Annotated in this window: 31 protein-coding genes and 1 tRNA gene; 12 read left to right on the forward strand and 20 right to left on the reverse strand. The window is 46.7% G+C overall.

What is annotated here, in order from left to right:
• The first annotated feature begins 119 nt into the window (after window positions 1–119).
• Genes QUA02_RS30280 through QUA02_RS30300 form a run of 5 tightly spaced genes read left to right on the forward strand, consistent with a single transcriptional unit; the run spans window position 120 to window position 1,876 of the window.
• Complete coding sequence (locus QUA02_RS30280; RefSeq protein WP_333033275.1) at window positions 120–494, forward strand: hypothetical protein; 375 nt, start codon at window positions 120–122, stop codon at window positions 492–494.
• A 42-nt stretch (window positions 495–536) separates the two neighbouring features.
• Window positions 537–836, forward strand: coding sequence for a hypothetical protein (locus tag QUA02_RS30285; protein WP_333033277.1), 300 nt, complete (start codon window positions 537–539; stop codon window positions 834–836).
• Between the two features lie 3 nt (window positions 837–839).
• Window positions 840–1,100 carry a hypothetical protein gene (locus QUA02_RS30290; protein WP_333033278.1) on the forward strand — a complete coding sequence of 87 codons (261 nt, stop codon included), beginning with the start codon at window positions 840–842 and terminating at the stop codon, window positions 1,098–1,100.
• A 9-nt stretch (window positions 1,101–1,109) separates the two neighbouring features.
• Window positions 1,110–1,319: a hypothetical protein gene (locus QUA02_RS30295; RefSeq protein ID WP_333033279.1), complete on the forward strand. Its 210-nt coding sequence runs from the start codon at window positions 1,110–1,112 to the stop codon at window positions 1,317–1,319.
• Window positions 1,320–1,324: 5 nt separating this feature from the next.
• A complete protein-coding gene (locus tag QUA02_RS30300; protein WP_333033280.1) occupies window positions 1,325–1,876 on the forward strand; it encodes a C39 family peptidase in 552 nt (183 codons plus the stop codon).
• Window positions 1,877–1,972: 96 nt separating this feature from the next.
• Here the strand turns inward: QUA02_RS30300 and QUA02_RS30305 are convergent, their stop codons facing one another.
• The 18 genes from QUA02_RS30305 to QUA02_RS33775 form a co-directional block, all read right to left on the reverse strand.
• Window positions 1,973–3,121, reverse strand: a complete 1,149-nt coding sequence (locus QUA02_RS30305; RefSeq protein ID WP_333033281.1) for a site-specific integrase — start codon at window positions 3,119–3,121, stop codon at window positions 1,973–1,975.
• Complete coding sequence (locus QUA02_RS30310) at window positions 3,105–3,236, reverse strand: hypothetical protein (protein WP_333033282.1); 132 nt, start codon at window positions 3,234–3,236, stop codon at window positions 3,105–3,107. Before QUA02_RS30310 ends, QUA02_RS30305 begins: the two co-directional genes overlap by 17 nt.
• A gap of 2 nt (window positions 3,237–3,238) precedes the next feature.
• Complete coding sequence (locus tag QUA02_RS30315; RefSeq protein ID WP_333033283.1) at window positions 3,239–4,675, reverse strand: type IV secretory system conjugative DNA transfer family protein; 1,437 nt, start codon at window positions 4,673–4,675, stop codon at window positions 3,239–3,241.
• A complete protein-coding gene (locus tag QUA02_RS30320) occupies window positions 4,662–5,129 on the reverse strand; it encodes a hypothetical protein (protein WP_333033284.1) in 468 nt (155 codons plus the stop codon). The genes QUA02_RS30315 and QUA02_RS30320 overlap by 14 nt, the downstream gene beginning before the upstream one ends.
• A gap of 36 nt (window positions 5,130–5,165) precedes the next feature.
• Window positions 5,166–5,837, reverse strand: a complete 672-nt coding sequence (locus QUA02_RS30325) for a hypothetical protein (RefSeq protein ID WP_333033285.1) — start codon at window positions 5,835–5,837, stop codon at window positions 5,166–5,168.
• Between the two features lie 118 nt (window positions 5,838–5,955).
• Complete coding sequence (locus QUA02_RS30330; RefSeq protein ID WP_333033286.1) at window positions 5,956–6,168, reverse strand: hypothetical protein; 213 nt, start codon at window positions 6,166–6,168, stop codon at window positions 5,956–5,958.
• 3 nt (window positions 6,169–6,171) lie between these two features.
• Entirely contained in the window at window positions 6,172–6,348 is a 177-nt protein-coding gene (locus QUA02_RS30335; RefSeq protein WP_333033288.1) for a hypothetical protein, read from the reverse strand.
• Window positions 6,349–6,351: 3 nt separating this feature from the next.
• Window positions 6,352–6,882 carry a hypothetical protein gene (locus QUA02_RS30340; protein ID WP_333033289.1) on the reverse strand — a complete coding sequence of 177 codons (531 nt, stop codon included), beginning with the start codon at window positions 6,880–6,882 and terminating at the stop codon, window positions 6,352–6,354.
• A gap of 104 nt (window positions 6,883–6,986) precedes the next feature.
• Complete coding sequence (locus tag QUA02_RS30345) at window positions 6,987–7,199, reverse strand: hypothetical protein (RefSeq protein WP_333033290.1); 213 nt, start codon at window positions 7,197–7,199, stop codon at window positions 6,987–6,989.
• Window positions 7,200–7,268: 69 nt separating this feature from the next.
• Window positions 7,269–7,964 (reverse strand): DUF5131 family protein, encoded by a 696-nt coding sequence (locus QUA02_RS30350; RefSeq protein ID WP_333033291.1) that lies wholly within the window; start codon window positions 7,962–7,964, stop codon window positions 7,269–7,271.
• Window positions 7,961–8,230 (reverse strand): hypothetical protein, encoded by a 270-nt coding sequence (locus QUA02_RS30355; RefSeq protein ID WP_333033292.1) that lies wholly within the window; start codon window positions 8,228–8,230, stop codon window positions 7,961–7,963. The genes QUA02_RS30350 and QUA02_RS30355 overlap by 4 nt, the downstream gene beginning before the upstream one ends.
• A complete protein-coding gene (locus QUA02_RS30360; RefSeq protein ID WP_333033294.1) occupies window positions 8,227–9,237 on the reverse strand; it encodes a DNA N-6-adenine-methyltransferase in 1,011 nt (336 codons plus the stop codon). The genes QUA02_RS30355 and QUA02_RS30360 overlap by 4 nt, the downstream gene beginning before the upstream one ends.
• Window positions 9,227–9,445 carry a hypothetical protein gene (locus tag QUA02_RS30365; protein WP_333033296.1) on the reverse strand — a complete coding sequence of 73 codons (219 nt, stop codon included), beginning with the start codon at window positions 9,443–9,445 and terminating at the stop codon, window positions 9,227–9,229. Before QUA02_RS30365 ends, QUA02_RS30360 begins: the two co-directional genes overlap by 11 nt.
• Before the next feature lie 8 nt (window positions 9,446–9,453).
• On the reverse strand, window positions 9,454–9,768 hold the full coding sequence (locus QUA02_RS30370) for a hypothetical protein (protein WP_333033298.1): 315 nt from the start codon (window positions 9,766–9,768) through the stop codon (window positions 9,454–9,456).
• Window positions 9,765–9,986 carry a hypothetical protein gene (locus QUA02_RS30375; RefSeq protein ID WP_333033299.1) on the reverse strand — a complete coding sequence of 74 codons (222 nt, stop codon included), beginning with the start codon at window positions 9,984–9,986 and terminating at the stop codon, window positions 9,765–9,767. Before QUA02_RS30375 ends, QUA02_RS30370 begins: the two co-directional genes overlap by 4 nt.
• Complete coding sequence (locus QUA02_RS30380) at window positions 9,983–10,237, reverse strand: hypothetical protein (RefSeq protein ID WP_333033300.1); 255 nt, start codon at window positions 10,235–10,237, stop codon at window positions 9,983–9,985. Before QUA02_RS30380 ends, QUA02_RS30375 begins: the two co-directional genes overlap by 4 nt.
• A 127-nt stretch (window positions 10,238–10,364) precedes the next feature.
• Entirely contained in the window at window positions 10,365–10,586 is a 222-nt protein-coding gene (locus QUA02_RS30385) for a hypothetical protein (protein WP_333033301.1), read from the reverse strand.
• A gap of 238 nt (window positions 10,587–10,824) precedes the next feature.
• Complete coding sequence (locus QUA02_RS33775) at window positions 10,825–11,076, reverse strand: helix-turn-helix domain-containing protein (RefSeq protein WP_445305224.1); 252 nt, start codon at window positions 11,074–11,076, stop codon at window positions 10,825–10,827.
• 40 nt (window positions 11,077–11,116) lie between these two features.
• On the opposite strand from QUA02_RS33775, the gene QUA02_RS30390 reads away from it, so the two are divergent.
• Genes QUA02_RS30390 through QUA02_RS30420 form a run of 7 tightly spaced genes read left to right on the forward strand, consistent with a single transcriptional unit; the run spans window position 11,117 to window position 16,008 of the window.
• The gene (locus tag QUA02_RS30390; RefSeq protein ID WP_333033303.1) at window positions 11,117–11,395 is read left to right on the forward strand and encodes a hypothetical protein; all 279 of its coding nucleotides are present in this window, start codon (window positions 11,117–11,119) and stop codon (window positions 11,393–11,395) included.
• 41 nt (window positions 11,396–11,436) lie between these two features.
• Window positions 11,437–11,922 carry a hypothetical protein gene (locus tag QUA02_RS30395; RefSeq protein WP_333033304.1) on the forward strand — a complete coding sequence of 162 codons (486 nt, stop codon included), beginning with the start codon at window positions 11,437–11,439 and terminating at the stop codon, window positions 11,920–11,922.
• A 17-nt stretch (window positions 11,923–11,939) separates the two neighbouring features.
• Window positions 11,940–12,302 carry a hypothetical protein gene (locus QUA02_RS30400; protein WP_333033305.1) on the forward strand — a complete coding sequence of 121 codons (363 nt, stop codon included), beginning with the start codon at window positions 11,940–11,942 and terminating at the stop codon, window positions 12,300–12,302.
• A 3-nt stretch (window positions 12,303–12,305) separates the two neighbouring features.
• On the forward strand, window positions 12,306–12,449 hold the full coding sequence (locus QUA02_RS30405) for a hypothetical protein (protein WP_333033306.1): 144 nt from the start codon (window positions 12,306–12,308) through the stop codon (window positions 12,447–12,449).
• On the forward strand, window positions 12,434–12,655 hold the full coding sequence (locus QUA02_RS30410) for a hypothetical protein (RefSeq protein ID WP_333033308.1): 222 nt from the start codon (window positions 12,434–12,436) through the stop codon (window positions 12,653–12,655). The genes QUA02_RS30405 and QUA02_RS30410 overlap by 16 nt, the downstream gene beginning before the upstream one ends.
• Window positions 12,656–12,700: 45 nt before the next feature.
• The gene (locus QUA02_RS30415; protein WP_333033309.1) at window positions 12,701–13,402 is read left to right on the forward strand and encodes a hypothetical protein; all 702 of its coding nucleotides are present in this window, start codon (window positions 12,701–12,703) and stop codon (window positions 13,400–13,402) included.
• Window positions 13,403–13,434: 32 nt separating this feature from the next.
• The gene (locus QUA02_RS30420; RefSeq protein ID WP_333033310.1) at window positions 13,435–16,008 is read left to right on the forward strand and encodes a DUF3854 domain-containing protein; all 2,574 of its coding nucleotides are present in this window, start codon (window positions 13,435–13,437) and stop codon (window positions 16,006–16,008) included.
• A 110-nt stretch (window positions 16,009–16,118) separates the two neighbouring features.
• Here QUA02_RS30420 and QUA02_RS30425 read toward each other — a convergent pair whose 3' ends face one another.
• On the reverse strand, window positions 16,119–16,322 hold the full coding sequence (locus QUA02_RS30425) for a hypothetical protein (RefSeq protein WP_333033311.1): 204 nt from the start codon (window positions 16,320–16,322) through the stop codon (window positions 16,119–16,121).
• 546 nt (window positions 16,323–16,868) lie between these two features.
• Window positions 16,869–16,940, reverse strand: a tRNA-Thr gene (locus QUA02_RS30430).
• Window positions 16,941–16,942 lie beyond the last annotated feature (2 nt).

Consider the following 16,942-nt stretch of genomic DNA (forward strand, 5'->3'; position numbering starts at 1 on the left):
ACCGGTCAGCCAATGACTTACACGGTCTGGCGAAAAATTGAGCCGCCTGCGCCAGTACCCGAATTGGCGATCGAGGATTCAAAACCTGACGTTGCGCCCGCAACTGATGCAGCGTAAATATGGCATGGCAGCCGCTCGGGGACGTAACGCCCGAATTTGAGTTTTGGCAGAAGTTTTCGGGCGATGCTGGTGTAGCTGAATGCTTCCGAATTCGCTACCAGAGTAGCGGAAATATTGACAAAGTATTTTCAACACTCTGGTTAAGACGGATTTGGACAACTGGGTTTTTCGCAGAAAAAGAAGTTGAATTAAGCCAAAAGCTTTACCCCCAAGTTCCTGCGGTAATACTGTATTTACCGATGCCACCCCTGCATAATGCAGCGGGTTTAATCTTGGAACCTGTTGGCTATGAAGTGAAAAAGAATTATTACCGCAAAGGTGCGGCCGAACCCTTTTGGTTTGTTTCTTTAGACTTTTGGGATAATGCCGATTAATTAAATTAATCGCAAGCTCGAACTTTAGCAACAGCATCCGCCGTGAAAATTGACTGGAATTTTATTGCTCTACTTTTGACGATCGCTACAGGGATTGTGAGTATCTCGACAACACTATGGAAAGTATCCCGATTAATGCTTGCCAAATCTAAGGCTCAGGATGCCCGTGATCAAGCTTTGTACGAAGGTCAGAAAATTCAATCAGCGGAAATCGAAGATATTATTGATTACCTGGTTAGAGATCCAGCAACCCGTGGGAAATTTTACAGGCGTAAATCTTTAACCAAGTTAAAAGATAATGCTTTTCAAGACTACGAAGATGAGCACACAGGATTTAACTAAATAATGAAACCAGAAACCTTATATGCTGTTGCCGAAATTACGCGCTCAAGTACACCGTATATTTTCGGATTGATTGGTCTAACGATTATTTTGTGCGGTATCTTCAACTCAGGCCGCTTAAGCGGAGATAGGTTTGCTTATGTAATGGGTGCTGGCGGTGCATTCGGAGGTTATGCCGCTGGTGGGTTTTCGCCGCAAAATCGGCAATCGCCACAAACTCGCGTAGGTCATGCGGATCAAGTTGATATAGACCAAAGCAAATAGGCGCTTTCAATGCCTTACTATCAAGCCTACGAATGCCTACTAAATCCCGACAGCACTCTCGCAGAATTGCTTGAAGCGCTCGAAGATGTGATAGCGCAGTATATCTACGTGGCAACAATGGCGGGACATGGCTTGCGAGAAACTTCTGAGGAAGATTTACTAAAATTGCTCGGCATTAAACTAGCTCTAAAAAATAGAATTATTCAAATCAAAGGTTGAAAATTATGTCAAACTCATTGCCTAAAACCTACACGATCGCCAATTTTCCGTTTCGGAGCCAACGCGACAATTATTATAATCCCAGCGGCGCTTGCAACGTGACTTCAATCGCGATGTGCTTGTTAAATTTGGGAATCAAAGGCGACGGCAGTTATCCGCAATTAGAGGATCAGCTTTATGCGCGATGCACCGATCGCGGGTACTCGCGCCACAGTCCGCAAGGCTTAAAGCAAGTTGCGGAATCTTATCCCAACATTCGCGATAATTTTACAGAATTTGGGACTTTTGACGACATTAGGGAAGCTTTGTCGGAAAATATCGGCTGCGTAATCCACGGCTATTTTACCCGATTTGGACATATTATCGCCGTCAAAGGTCACGACGAACGCGGATTAATTGTTAACGATCCTTGGGGTGAATGGAATTCTTGGGGCTACGACCATTCGGTAACTGGAGAAGGGCTACACTATAGCTACAATCTAATCTCGCGCTTATGCAGCCCTGAGTCGATCGGCAATCCAAGTCATATTTGGCTCCACAGAATCAGTCAAAAATAATTTAGCGGCGCACCGGGTGGGGATACTCAGTGAAATCGCGGGCAAATCTACGGGATTGTAAGTTAAAGCGACTAAAGCGGCAAATCGTTAGTATTATCAAAATTCAGGAACCGAAATTTTAGAAATTATTCCCGCATAATTTTTAAAAATAATTTCTGCACTATTTCCGACCCATTGAGCGATTTGAATAGGATTAATACCCGCTTCGAGGCAAGCGCTAATCATGGTGTGGCGCGTGTTATACTGCGGCCTGTAACTATCAATTATTCCTTCAGCGGCTAGTTGCCGTACAATACCCAGCTCCCGCCCTTTGCCGTACCAAGCAGTACGCAAATTTTGGTGACTAATGGGGCTGGTGTTGGGTCGGACAAAAACCGAAGCGTTAGCGATCGCCTTAGCCGGTCTAATAGACCGTAATAAATCTTGCAATTGCTGGTTACAGGGGAAATCGCGTTGAGGCGATTGTTTAGTCCCTGTTTTACGCTGAGCGCCACCCTTGCCCAAAACCACTACTTCTTCAAAACTGATCGCGCTGCAATCAGTTTTAACATTTTTCCACCGCAAGCCGAGGGCCTCACTGGTACGGCAGCCAGTGAAAAAAAAGAATTTTATCAATGGCAACAAGTAAACAAATTTTTCTGATTCGGCAAAAGCGTCAAGAATTGCTACTTTTTCCGCATTTGAAAAAGGGTGAATCTTAGGTTTAGATTTCTTGCTTTTGATTTGAGTTTTACCCAAAAAAGGGTTAGATTCTATCAAGTTTCGCTCTACCGCCCAATTGCAGGCAGCATTTAGCTGCATTAAAATGCGTTTGGTAGCATCTATGGTTCGATTAGTTAAAGCCCAATCTTTTAGCTTCAATGCCTCATGAGTGTGTTTGTAGGGGCATTCACTTAAATGATTTAAAGTGTTGATATAGGTGCTTTTCCAAGTTGCGGGAGATACGAGATTTTTTCTGTTTTCTATGTAAGCTTGGTATATTTCCGAAAAAGTCATGCTAGGCAAATCTACCACAGGTGCAATTTTGGCAGGTTTGTATTTTGCCAAGGATGGGTCAAAATGGCCGCTCATTAAGTCTATTTCTATTTGTCGAGCTTTGTATTCGGCAAATTGGCGATTTTCTGAACTGTCAATTATACCCAAAGCAAAGGTTTTTAGCTTTCCGCAATACACTCTAGGTAGAACGAGTGATAACATTTTGTTGCGAACGCGGATTTTAATTGAGTTTTTAGGTTGTTTCGTCATCGCTTAAATCCTCTTCAAAAATGATGTTGCCGCGTCTCACGAATTCTGCAAAGATTGCGTCGTAGATTGGGTCAAGCATGAAGTTGGAAATCAGGCGAATTAATTTGCTCAACATTGTTATTCTCCTGTCAGTTCGCGATACTGTTCTCTTGCTTCTTTCCAGGCTACTGACGAACCTTTGGAACACTCCCACAGGCGCTCGATTATAGCTGTCATCGTCATCTCGGTTCGGAGTTTGGCAATCAGTGCTTTTGCTTTATCTGCGGGCAGTTGTAGACTTGTGAACCGCTTCTCTAAATCGCTGGAACCCTTATCCTGTATGGGTGTTACGGATTCGGAGTCCGGTGTTGCGGGTTCGGAATCGCTGTATCCTGAGTTCTGCATGGGTTCTAGCCGTTGGAGCTTCACTAAAGTCCGCTCTGACAACGGTTGCCCAGGCAGTTTTACAAATGCTTCAAAACGTGGCACAGCATCACCAGTTTGGGGGCATTGTTGACCGAGTAATTCGACTTCTAACAACGCTTCATCCCTCAGTTTTGCCATGCCCGCAGCGTTAGCTAAACCTGCCATTGTCCGGGTGTGACTGACAATTAAACCGAACATTTTAGCTTTGCGGATATCGCTTAAAGCAGACTGGAAAAATTCACCCGCAGCGCTACACCGACCAGCCCAATTAGTGAATTCATCGCACACTAAAGTTAATGGTTGAAACGTCGGGTTAGGTTGACTTTCAATTATTTTATAACGACGGCGAACTTCATCCGCAAACCATTCAAGTTTGGCATCAATGGCAGAGTAATTCATGCCACCACCAACAACCTCGCAGCCTTGCCAAGCCCCATAAGCTGCATGAGGGTCGCAGACAATTACCCGGTGGCCAGCTTCTAAACGTCGTTTGACTTCCTCTTCTGCAAAGGTAGTTTTGCCGGAACCCGGTGCACCGTAAATCAAAACTGATGGATAGTTAGTGAGGACTGGCATTTTGGGCCCGATAGTTGGATCAGGTAATTCGGGTGTAGTTGCCACTGATTCAACCTTGTCGCCAGGGTTTGCCACGCTGTCCAGCGTCGTTGTCCCGGTTAGCAGTCCTTGTTGTTGCCGTGAGTCTATTCCCAGTGATTCACAGTAGGCAGTCTCGATTTCACCTTGGAACGCTACGTCATCGGCTTCTAGCAAAGTTTTGTACTGTTGTTGTTGTTTTGCCATTTGATAGGCAGATTCGGCGGCAAAACTAAACTCGTAAGCCTTGTTTTGATATTGCTTAATCCGTTGTCGAATTGGCTCTTGCTCCCCTTCCTTGCGGGCGATAAGCATGACTGTCACCATGCCACCTGTAGCCAACAAACTAAGGAGAATCTTGATGCCACCGTACCCGCGCTCAAGGCTCATAAATTGAGCTTTTACTGGCACTAACCATGCGGGCTGAGATTCTATCCTGTTGCCGATTCTGTATTCGATTCTGTCGTTAAATGGGAGGGCAACCGCACCGACAATACCCGCGACACTGAGACTCAAAAGACCTGCAACAATGGGCTGATTTCTATTTGCTAACATTTAACTTGCTCCATACTTGTGTACCGACAAAACCGAGGGTGACGACTGTTATAACGAAACCAAAAATCAGCAGTTGAGAGTTTGCCACAACCCACGCTAACCACGCATCCCAATTGGCGGATAACAAGGCAGTCGCGACGGCGATTAAGATTAATTGGCTACGAAGTTTTGCCGAACCTTCAGAAGAGAAAGTGAACACTGCCAGCCCTAAACCAACTGCAGGAATCAGTATCACAGCACTGGGGATTAACGCCGGAATCGCCCGCACCACAAGGGATGCAGACAAACCAGCACCGAAGTAACTGCCGAATTCTCCCCAGTTTCCTGATAGATTCCAGAAACGCTCGATGTTAGTCACTTCGGGTGTTTTTGCGACTGTTTGGTTTTCGGATTGTGAAAAGTTGTCGGCGTTAAGATAGTCGAATTCAGATGAGTCAAAGTCCTGCGAAAGCATAAGAAAATAGCGGGCCGGTTTGACCCGCGCTAAGGTTTACTTACGTCCTGAAAAGAAGTCAAATAGACCACCTAAAAAGCCGTTGTTGGTGCTTCCTAAGCTTGAACTGTTGCCACTGCTAGAGCCACCTGGTACGGCTGGAACAGCATCAAAGTCTTTGGCGTTAATGTAATTGTTGAACGCCGACCGTCGCTGTTGCATAGCTATTGCTTGCTGAGGTGATGCTTGAATTGCTCTTAAGGACTGCTGGAAGCCGTTAGTCTGCACTTCAGTCTTGGCTTGATGGTTAGCCTTAATGAGTAACAAACGCTGTCTAAAATCAGCATTAGCTAACGTTTGTGTACTTGCTCCCTCGACCTTAATTAAACCCAGTTCGTGTTGGAGTTTCTGGGTTAAATTGACAATGTTTTGGTCGTATTTCGCACCCGCAGAAATTGCTTTGGCGACATACTTCTTAATCTGCAAAGCATCGGTTAAGCCGTTTTCGACGGCCTCAAGAGTCAAGCGCTCGATTTCTACTTCATTGCTGCGAGCCTTGGCATCGTGGCGGTTGTAGGCAGTTCGGAGTTTTTTTTGAAGCTCCAAGATTTTTGCTTTTTTGCCTTTTGCATTGACCATCTCAGGCGTGAGGGGGCCCGATTCATAATCAAATTCGCGATTGATATGTGCCGCGCCCGGTGTGGCGGCTACTCTGAGTCTTTGCTGCATGATAAAATCTCCTTGGGTACGGTGAAGCCATTTTGATAAGGGGCTTTGCTTGCTGGCCGGCGATTACTTTTTCAGGGGAAATCGCCGACCTCTACCATCGCCTCGGATGGGCATATCTTCAATCATTTTTTTGCTCTCCTAAATATTCCTCAACCTCTTCTTTGCTCAAGTAAATTTGCTGCCCCAAATTCTTTGTAATCGGAATAGAAGCCTCTACTAAAAAATCATCAAGGCAATCCGGCACGGAAGTCACTTCCGTGCCTTTAGCGACGCGAATTACTACTTGATTATCATGGGCGCGGCGAATATATTCTTTGTTGAATCGTGGCATAATTTAGTCCCTCAAAGATTGAATTTGCCCAACTACTGAAATCGCTACAGCGTCCGCTACGCCTTCATCCCTCAGTTGCAGTATTGCTGCCTGTAACGCTTCCTGTGGGCGGTTTCCAGTAACGTTAAAGGTTCGTGTTGTGTTGCATTCTCGACTGACTTTTACTTTGAAATAAGCCATAAACTAAGATTCTTGAAGATTTTCAAGCCCGGCTTTAACTTCATCTGTAAAACCTTGGCGTACTTCGGCTGCTGCCTGCCTACCTAAGCTACGCCCTAACTCGCGATAAGTATTGAGCAAGCCAGATTTCAGAGAAGAAATCTTGCTCAAGTTACTATCAGCCGCCGAAGCCGCTGCGGTAGCAATTTGATTGTGCTGTTCAACAAAGACAATCGCCGTTTCGGTAGCTGCCGTTGTCGGCTCTCGATCGACAAGAGCTCGCAGTTCGGCGAACTTTTGAGCATTCAGCAGCTCGATCGCATCTAGCGCAATTTGGGAGTATTCGGTTGCCCGAGCACCGCCGCGTCGCAGAATTTTGATATCGATCGAATAGATGCTCGTCAGCTTGGCGATCACCTTTTGCAATCCTGATTTATTCAAATTAAGGATGCGCTGCACCTGCGCGGCTGAATACCAGCACTCAATCGATTCGCAATCAGAGGTATCGATTTGTTCGGCTTCTATGTCAATCACACAGTCGTTTTCGGGTTCCATTGGGTTTTTTGTAAAGAGAATCGATTCAGAATCGATTCAGAATCGATTCCTATACCAAAAAGATACCTGTGATAAAATCAGAGGTAAATTGCCTAGGGCAATAATTATAAATTCCAGCGCTTTTTAAGTTCAGCGGCCCACACGCGATGCTGTATAGAGGGATTTTTAGCACCACACATCCAGCGGGCGATCGTGTTTGGAGTAGCCTTAAAAGCGATCGCAAAATGGTGATATTTGAGTGCTGGCGACTCTCGTTGTGCCGCACGAATGAGTTCGACCGGGTTGTACTCCGGTGGTTCTTCGATTAAAATGTTCATATCATCGGCCCCGAAAGTTGATGTGTGCCTCGGCGGGATACCCACCCAACCGAGGCTTATTAATTGAAATTAAGCGGGCATGGCATCGTAAGTTTGACCATCCAGAAGTCGGCCACCTGCTTTAGGAGTTCGACCGCCCCATTGTTTGAAGAAAAATGCGACTCCGGTATCATCACATTGAGTACGGATATCTCGCACCCATTCAGCACATATAGGGCGGCATCTTTGACCGGACTCACCACCAACTATTACCCAGTGGATGCCAGTTAGATCAAGTTGTAGGGGCCCCAAAAGCGGTTCACAGGAAAGAAACCTAACTTTTGCCGGCACGTAGCGCAAAGCATTAATTCTGTTAATGTAGTCCTGATTTTCGACAGATACCCCCATCCAGATGTTGTCTGACCATTTGAGTTTTGGCGCGAGTTCAAATAAACGTTCGTGTCGCTTGGTAAGGACTTGGTAAGTGTGGCGGGGGGTTTGCTCCATTTGGTAAAAAACTTCTTCAATGAATGAGAAAGGGATTTCATTATGAAATAAGTCGCTCATTGAGTTAACAAAAATACGGCTTGGTTTTTTCCACCTACGGGGCTGCGTGATGCGATCATGGTGCAGCGTTACGTCGAATCCATTGGGGAAATTAGTATGGAATCGTTTTGTCAGCGCTTCGGCGTAGCAGTGGGTGCAGCCGGGACTAACTTTATCGCAGCCGGTTGCGGGATTCCATGTGCGATCGGTCCATTCTATTCCTGTTGAATTTGAACTCATGAAGCCTCCAAACTTGATGCGAGTATTTGAATCAATTGAGTGGATTCGCTAGGGGTAAGATGCCATTGCCACCTTAAATCTTTGCGCTCATAATACGAAAGACCTGTAATACAGGAGATAAGGACACCGCCTCTCATTTTTTGAAGGCAAACAGCTCTTAATATGATTAATTTCGCTCTTTCAGTTCTTGGTTCGTCATTAACGTCCAGTAATGCAAAATCTTTTAGATCCTGCGGATCGATTGGTTCGTATTCTTTCTCGTTCATCGCCTTACCAATGCCTCCATACTTGCGAGCTGTGCCAATAACTCAGTTCGATCGCTCTCCAGCTCCCGAAACAGCTGCGCTCCGGGATGAACTCGCCCATAAACCGACATCACCTCTCGCCACCGGGTAAAATTTGAGCCGAGATAAAAAAGCACTGTGGCAAAGGGTGCGCCGTCTTTATTGCCCGGTGCGGTATAGTTCACGCGCTTGTTCAGTTCCACAAATGGGTAGTCGTAGAGAAGCTGATAACGCTTGGTTTCGACCGCCGATTTGAGCAACAAAACTGCCTCGAAAATATCGCCTGACTCATAGCTGGCAATGAGTTTGGGAACGGCTTGATCGGCAAGAGAAAATGGCGGATTGAGCCACACCCGACCGAGCCAGGGCTTAGTCAGCCCGTCGTCGGCTTTAGTAAAAATGCGGTAAGCCCTGATAGTTTCATTGGTGATCGCATTTGACATTGGATCGAGGTCGATACCTCCCATCACCGATCGGGCTGCAATTGCCAAAAACGCCGGGGTGTTGTGCTCGTCAGACTTGGCACTCGTGAGAGTTTCAAGGGTTTTAGGTTTGGCAGGAGGATTTTGGATCGGCTCAGGGGCTGGGTTTTGCGATTCCCCCTCGATGTCGGAGACAAATTCAAAATCAATCACCCAAACCTCTAGATCGGCGTCGCCTTTGAAATACTTGGAAATAAAATCGGTCACGGTCGCAGACATTCCACCTTCTGCCAGCAAGTCTTGTTCGGGCATATCTCCGAGCCGCTGCTTGTAAGGCCGATCGCGAATCACGCACCAGCCGATCTGTTTACCACCCGCGTGATAGCCCTTGTCGATCGCCGGTACGCGCAATTGCTGTCCGGCAGCGGCAGCGCGATCGTAAGCTCGGAGGAATTTGGCGACGTGGGTGTCTTTCCACTGGCGGCGGGTTTGGGTTTTGGTATCGAGGTACTGAGCAGTCCAGCCGAAAGAAATTGGGGTTCCAAAGTCGAGGTAATTAGTTTCCATTATTTGTGACGATCAGAGATAGATCGCAGTAAGTTACTTGGGAATAAACAACCACGTTAGAGGAGTCAAATATTTTCTTAAAACCTCTTCCATCGAAAGTTAAAAAAGAAGGCGCATCGCCCGAAAAAGAGGTTTTTTGCTCAGTGACCACATCACAGCCGGAGTAGTCCTTGAGGGTGATGTAGTGAGTTTTGTGTTGGTGAATCATGAATCTATTTAAGGGTGTTGTTCGTGACAGGTCATTGGCGATTCTTCCCAGTGATCAGGGCTGGTGACATAAGCCGGCATTTTGTTCCAGGCGTCCATGAATGATGCCGTAGTGCCGATTTCATCACCCTTTCTCCACCGAAATTGTCCGTCTTCATCGCGAAGGATTGATACGAATGAATGACCATCGTTGAAAGTAAGAGAGCCCCAAATTTCAAAAACCACGTAGGTTTCGCCGTCAGTTGTCAATTCGCCTGTTAATTTGACCTCATTGTCGGGTTCATACCCGTTGTACAAAAACCTGTACCAGGTCGCAAACTTCATTGAATTTCTACCAGTAAATGACGTTCAATTCCTTTTATTTTGCCACCGGGAAAGCTGATGATATGGTTGATATGCCAGCAGCGGACACGGCCTGTTTTGCCCGAATCCAAACACAAGATTCGGGAGCCGGGTTTGATGCGAGTTTGGGGCAAATCTAGGGTTAACTGGACTGCCCCCAGCTCGTTTAATCTGGGTGGCGGTAGCTTGCGCCGTCTCATTGCACGGCAGAATAATTTACATTGACCGCTGGCACAGCAGGAACTTCGACGCTCGACAGATTGGTAACCAAAACCTCGGAGTAAGTTACTCTCGACTGACCCGACTCAAAGATGGTTTTAGTTTTTTGAAACAGTTTGCCTTTGGTGTCGAGCATGAACTTGGGCAGCGGTAGCTCGCAGGCAATAGTCGTGTTGTAGGCGGTCAAGTCTTCAGAAATTAACCGGATGTTTCGGTGGTTGATGTTTTGCATTTTGGGTTTTGGGTAAAGTAAAACTGCGGTTTTGTAACCGAGTTGCAGTTTGCTCAACTGCGGGAGTATTTGTCTTGACTTGAAATCTGTTTTGGCTATTACCTGAATGAGGCTTAAGTCTTAAGTCTTAAGGAGCTATTTGAGAACTCGCTTGACTTACGGCGTTGACATATTCTTCCAAATCTAAAACAATTTGATTGAGAGTGTGCTGCGTCAAAGCTTGAAAGTTTTTAGTTTCTTCCAAGTTAACCACGCTATATCCCAAACGATCTAAGACTTCGATACTCTCTTCCAGCTTAGAAATCGCAATTTTTACTACTCTCCAATCGATCTGAGATTCTTGTTCCATGATTGTTTGTTTTACTTAATAGGTTGAATTAACTTGATCGCTCTCTAGATTGAATTGGATTTTAGATTGGAGCCCTGGAGTGTCACCCTAGCAGGTCTTTGAATACCGAGGCTGCTGTCTCTCGGTGGTTTGGGTGGCGGTTTCGTTCGACTGTTTCTACAGTATACCAAAATATTGAGATATATCACTATTTTGGTACAAATTGGCTAGAAGTGTTATATAGCAAGGTATAGAGATTTTAATCTTCTGGACTATCTGGCACCCAGAACAAGAACTCGCCCGGTTGAATCTTAAAAGTCCTACATATAACGTCTAAGATTTTCGGACTGGGAACCCAGTTCGGATCGTCAATACGCTCTGCTGTGCCGTTTGACAGTCCCGTAAGCTTTCCGAACCTGTAACTGGTTAACCTATTGATTTTTAGCTTTTTCTCTAAAACCGGCTTAAGGCAATTTTTCACAGACATTTCACAGAACTCTCCCCCAATCATACCAAAATATTGAAATGTCTCAATACTTTGGTATAATCAGTTGGTTGGTAAACAACAGCGATCGGGTTCTGATTCGACTCTTGACCCGATCGTTAACCCCAATTATCTCAGTGTTTCCCGCCATCCGGGAACACTATCCGATCCCGCTAATCCTCACCCCGTCGATCGTATGAAGTCTCTACTTCCATTGATTTTTGTGTTGGCTATTGGTAGCGGATTTTACCCAGAGCAACGGCCACCAGAGAGGGGCGAGGGATGGTATCACCAAAAACAGGGCCCTGCATCATATCAGCAACGCCCTGTTATAGCAACAGGGTGACAACTGATAACTGATAACCAATGACCAATGAGTGACAACCAATGACCAACCTTCTTACAGGCAACACCCACGACACCGAATTTTTTCCGCACCTCAGCAAGAGCGAACAAGACGCAATCTTGCAACTGAGGAGCCTCGTTCCTCAGTTACTGACAAGCGAAAAGACAGCGCTAGTAATCCTAATGACAGACTCATACGCCAGATCCTCTGGCCGACTTAGTTGGGTAAATGTCAGAGCAGACAGAGGTTTTGGTAGCGACCTGACCAACATAGTTTTTCTCATCAGCAAATTATCGCCAGCATCCAAGCGCTTGATTGCGATCGAGCTACTCGTTCAGGCTCCCACTGAAGAGGAAGAAGAGGAAGAGGAAGAGGACGAGGAAAATGACGACGGCTACGGGGATGAACTCTACGCCCCGGTAGAGGAAACCGATCTTACTAGAGTGATCGCTGAAATCAACTCACCAGAAGCCCAAGAAGATGGTGGCGACCATTACTATCAGCCCTCTTTCTCTGTAGCAGGCTAAAAAAGGAGGATTGACCGATGGGCAATCTCATTCAATTTCCCCGCCAGCGCCCCGGCAAAAAGTGGAGCCCGGCCGAAATTCTCGCTATCAAAGATCCTTGCGACACCAGTCAGGCCCAACGAGAGCGATCGGGAATAGCAGCCACCAAAGCTATAGCCGCCGAGGCTCCCAAGCGGGAAAAGAAAAAAGCAGACAGAAAAAGGCAAATTATCAAACTCCTCGATGCCGGCGAAGAGCAGACAATTGCCAGCTTGATCAGCCGAATCGGCGATCGCATCAGCCGCCAAACAGTCGCCGATTGCCTCACCGAGTTAGAGGCAGAGGGACTGGTTTATCGAATAGGTCGGCTTTGGATTAGCACCAGAAGTTTAGAGGAATAAAAAATGTACCCAACGATACCCGACATAGACGACGCCGATTTTGATGAACAGCTACAGAGAATCTCAGCGAGCGACTCAAAAATTCAGCAGCAGCTCGCAGTTGTGATCAATGGAATGTCGCCACCCCAAAAATGGCGCTGGGACTAAACGCTTACTTTTTGCTAGACGAATCTCACCACCAACTCTGCGACCTGAAGCCGAAACATGGCGAATATGCCGTTACCGTGCAAGTCGGTATTTCACTGGTGCGTCAATTGTCCCCGCAGGGCAAAGCAGAATTTGCAACTGATCTACTGATGGATGACTGGGAGATGGGGCCTGTTGGTGACGCGCCCTCGACAATTATTGAATAAATTCTGGCGATCGTGCTCCGAAGTGCGATCACCTCAAAAAACACCATGAAACTACCAGAAGCGATCGAAATTGTAGAAGCTCAAGCAGCCTCACACCCGGCAGCAAAATTCGCACCATGCGAACCCACAGAACGCGCAATCCACAAGCGAAAAGAATGGTGCAAGAGTATTACAGCACTCGACAAAACCCACTCAACAGGCTACTCCCTAGTAGGTGACTTTCTCAAAAAGAAAGAAGAGTTAGAACCAAACTTATTTCTACTCTTTACAATTTTTGCCGGGAACCGAATTACAAAAGTCTCGGAACCAAAATGGGAGTACAAAGACAGTATGTTGGTGAGGAAGGTTTACCCCAAAGATAACGAGGGAAATATTGTTTTTCACGATGTTGACCGCCTGACAACCTTTGAAGAGAGGAGAGCCCTGTTGTTTGATTACGACGGTGAGCGAGCAACTCTTCAACACTTCACCTGGCTCCCTTCGAGAAGTTGGGCGAGAGATTTATGGAAACCCGTAGAAACCTGGTTAGAAAATCAGCCAAACATCGCAACCAAGATTGAGTTTTGGGAGGCAGAAGTTGCGGTGCGTACCGACTCGCTACGCCAAGCACAGCAACGACTTGACGCCCTAAAACGACAGTCTGCCACCAACGGTGAGGAATTAGATCCTTATACCGCAGAGTGGCTAAAAACTGCCGCAGTTTTGGGCACAAAAAAAGCGACTGGAAGAGAGTCGCTTGAGAATTAGCAGTTTGGAAATAAGTCTATTAGGTTGATACCATGTTAACACAAAAGCATCTCGAAGAGTTCATAAATTCCGGTATTTCTAAAGAAATTGCCGAATCAATTTTCCGCTCCGTTTCCGACTCGAAGGAAATTGCCACTTTCCTCGGATGGGAAGCCTACAAAGGCCCCGCCGGTTGGCTCTACGAAGGCATAGACCCGTTAACCGGAAAACCCACTGGTATCGGGCAATTCAAGCCCGACGGCGGGATTGTTTTTCCCAACGGGGATGAGGCAAAATATCTCAGCCAAAAAGACAGCGACAAGAAGGGCAAATATGATACTTGCTGTGTAATCGTTCCTGGCATTAATTGGCAGGAGGTCGCAGCCGACATCGATCAACTAATTAGGTGTGTAGAGGGTGTCAAGAAATCAGTATCCTCAATGATTCACACCAGCATTCCCACCGTCGGCCTAAGTGGCGTGGACATGGCAACTATCGGCCGCGGCGGGACGCTAACTCCCACACTTCAAAAACTCTGCGTACCAGGTCGGCCGGTAGAAATCGCCTATGACTCGGACATTATCGAGAAAAAAGATGTCAAAGACGCGGCGATCGCATTTGGTCGCAGCCTAAAAAAAGCCGGGTGTGTCGTCACGATCAGAACTTGGCCGCTGGAATTAGGAAAGGGAATTGATGACGCTATCCAAAATGTGGGCGTAGAAGAATTTGAGCGGCAGTCCACAGTCGCCAATTTTGACGAGTGGCTGAAGCCGAAGAAAAAAGCCAAAGAGGCGATCGCGATCGACGATGAGGAGGGTGAGAATGACGCACCCAAGAAAAAGCCACCAGCTCAGAGCATTATTGCCAAGGCGATCGCCGAAGCTTACCGAAATACTTTGGCGTGGCGACCGGCTTACAAAAGATGGTACCGGTACGGCTCCGAACTCGAAGGATTATGGAGTCGCAACGAGGAAGAATTTATCAGTCGATTAATTAGCTTGGAACTCAGCGCCAGGGGGATAGAGCATTCGGCTAATTACCTCGCCGGAGTTATCAAACTATTAAAAGCATTTTTAGCTATAAAAGACTGGGACGCTACGCCGGGATTGTTACCTGCCAAAAATGGGGTAATTGACCTTAAAACCCTGAAGCTTTCGCCACATTCCCCAGAGTACAAGTTAACTTGGCAGTTACCCTACAATTACGACGCCAAAGCGTCCTGCAAGCCGATTACAGACTGGCTACTGGATGCAACCAAAGGTAATAAATCGCTGGTTGAACTGCTCCGAGCTTACCTCTACTCGATAATCTACGGTCGCACCGACATTCACCGCTATCTAGAAATTTTAGGGCCCAGCGGTTCTGGCAAATCAACATTCATGAAACTGGCAACGATGCTAGTAGGCAACCGTAACACCCACATCACCAAGTTAAAGAAATTAGAGGGGCAATTTGAGACAGCGGCTTTGCTCGATAAAAAACTGGTTTTAGTGACAGACTCCGACCGCTACGGCGGCACCGTCGAAACCTTGAGGGCAATCACCGGGGGCGATAGAGTGCCTTACGAAGAAAAGTTTTTGCAGGCAGACGAGGGTTTTCAGCCGGGCTGTAAAGTGATTATCAGTTGTAACGAGCCGATTCAGGCTCAAGACTATATCGCGCTAGAAAGACGACGCATTACCGTACCTTTCGATAACAAAGTTAGCGTTGACAAACAGCGCGTACTAATTGAAGAAGTCAACGGCGAGACGATAGGGGAGTTTGTAGATTATCTACCCGGACTACTTAACTGGGTACTGTCTACCGCACAGCAAACGGCAGAGAAGTATCTCAAGAAAACCGACCAAATGGTTGCAGGTTACAAGCGAATTGCACTGCAAGCAATCGTCAGCACTAATCCGATCGCCGACTGGGCAGACCAATTTTTAATTTATGAAGAAGGGGCACGCCTACAGGTTGGCGTAGCTCAAAAAAACAGAGATAACAGCACGACCCATTCTTATCTCAATATCGCTTCATGGATGTATGCAAGCTATGCCGAATTTTGCAGCACCACAGGCACACATTTGCTGAGCCTCAAGCGCTTTATAATGCTGGCAAACGACTTGTTCGTTAATCAACTTAAGCTCAATGTTCGACACGCCAAAGATAGGGTGTGCGCGTTTTTCGAGAACCTAAAACTGCGATCGGAATTCGATGATTGTTCGGGACTAATCAGCAGTGAGAGTCCGCAAGCTGTCGAAGTAGCGCCGCAGCCGCAAGCTGTCGAAGTAGCGCCGCAGCCGCAAGCTGTCGAAGTAGCGCCGCAGCCGCAAGCTGCCGAAGTAGCGCCGCAGCCGCAAGCTGCCGAAGTAGCGCCGCAGCCGCAAGCTGCCGAGCCGAAATGGCACACATTCCCCAACGCGAAGACCGATTCGGCTGCGACTCGAAAGGTTAAAGCATCGGCTTGTCGAAATCAGTTAGTGAAAGCATTGGCGATCGCCAAATGCCGCAAAGATTTAGGAGAGCTGAGCAGCAAATGGACAAGAGAGGAAGTTAGTTGGGTTGCTAAATTCTTACTTACTCCTGACCAGGCACGGCAACTTAAGGCAGTTTTAGCAACTGAGCAAATGGAGTTAGACCTATGACCGACTGCTATTGCAAGCGGTCGCGGTTTGGGGAGTTTTTGGGGGCGAGTCCTGGGGGGTGATCGGGCGATCGTACTTCAACCGAACTTTAGCGAAAAGGATGCCTGCACCTATTTTGGTATTTTACGCAGTTTTGGACAATGGGAGATGTCGTGCGGGTGATATTCATTTACACCCTCCCACGCTGCATATACATTCCATTGAACCGAACCGCGGCGGGGTTTGTGTATTTCCCATTCCTCTTTGGTCATGTGAGAAGGTCTTCTCTTGAGTGCGGCTGGCTCATAGGGAACCGGAACACAATCATCCAACATTTGTAATTCCTTCGATTTATTCTTTTTTCTACTCATTGGGGATTCATACCAGGCTATGTCAACAGCTTAAGCCAGAGCCATCCCACACAAGTCATTAAACCAAAATCGGCAGATCGACACACGATCGCCGATTTTTTTGCGTCTCTGTGATGGCACTGTGATGGCACAACCAACGTATTTCCGGCATCCGTGGTGGATGTGACGCGCAAACCCCAAAAAATCTAAAAATATAAAAAATAAATATTTTATTCAAACGCAGTGCGATCGCAATTTTCTAAAAAATATTTACTCTAGATTAAAAAACCCACCACATCCACCACATCCACCACTATCAATACTTCCAGCCACCACAGTGCCATCACACAAACGCTGTAATCCACCACATTCGTTAAAGAACGCCCTAAAAAGCAAAAAGTCGGAAATGCGACAAATTGATGTCTGCATTTCCGACCTCTACCGGGGTTTTAGGGTTGTTTTTCAGCGATTTTTGTTACAAATTGATAGCAGCCCCGACCGTATCAACTGTCAAAAATCGACAAAACCCAAAGCCGATGGTGGGATTTGAACCCACGACCGTTCGATTACGAATCGAATACTCTACCCCTGAGCTACATCGGCAC

It is taken from the genome of Microcoleus pseudofavosus SVA1_A4, from assembly GCF_036700565.1.
Lineage (GTDB): Bacteria > Cyanobacteriota > Cyanobacteriia > Cyanobacteriales > Microcoleaceae > Microcoleus.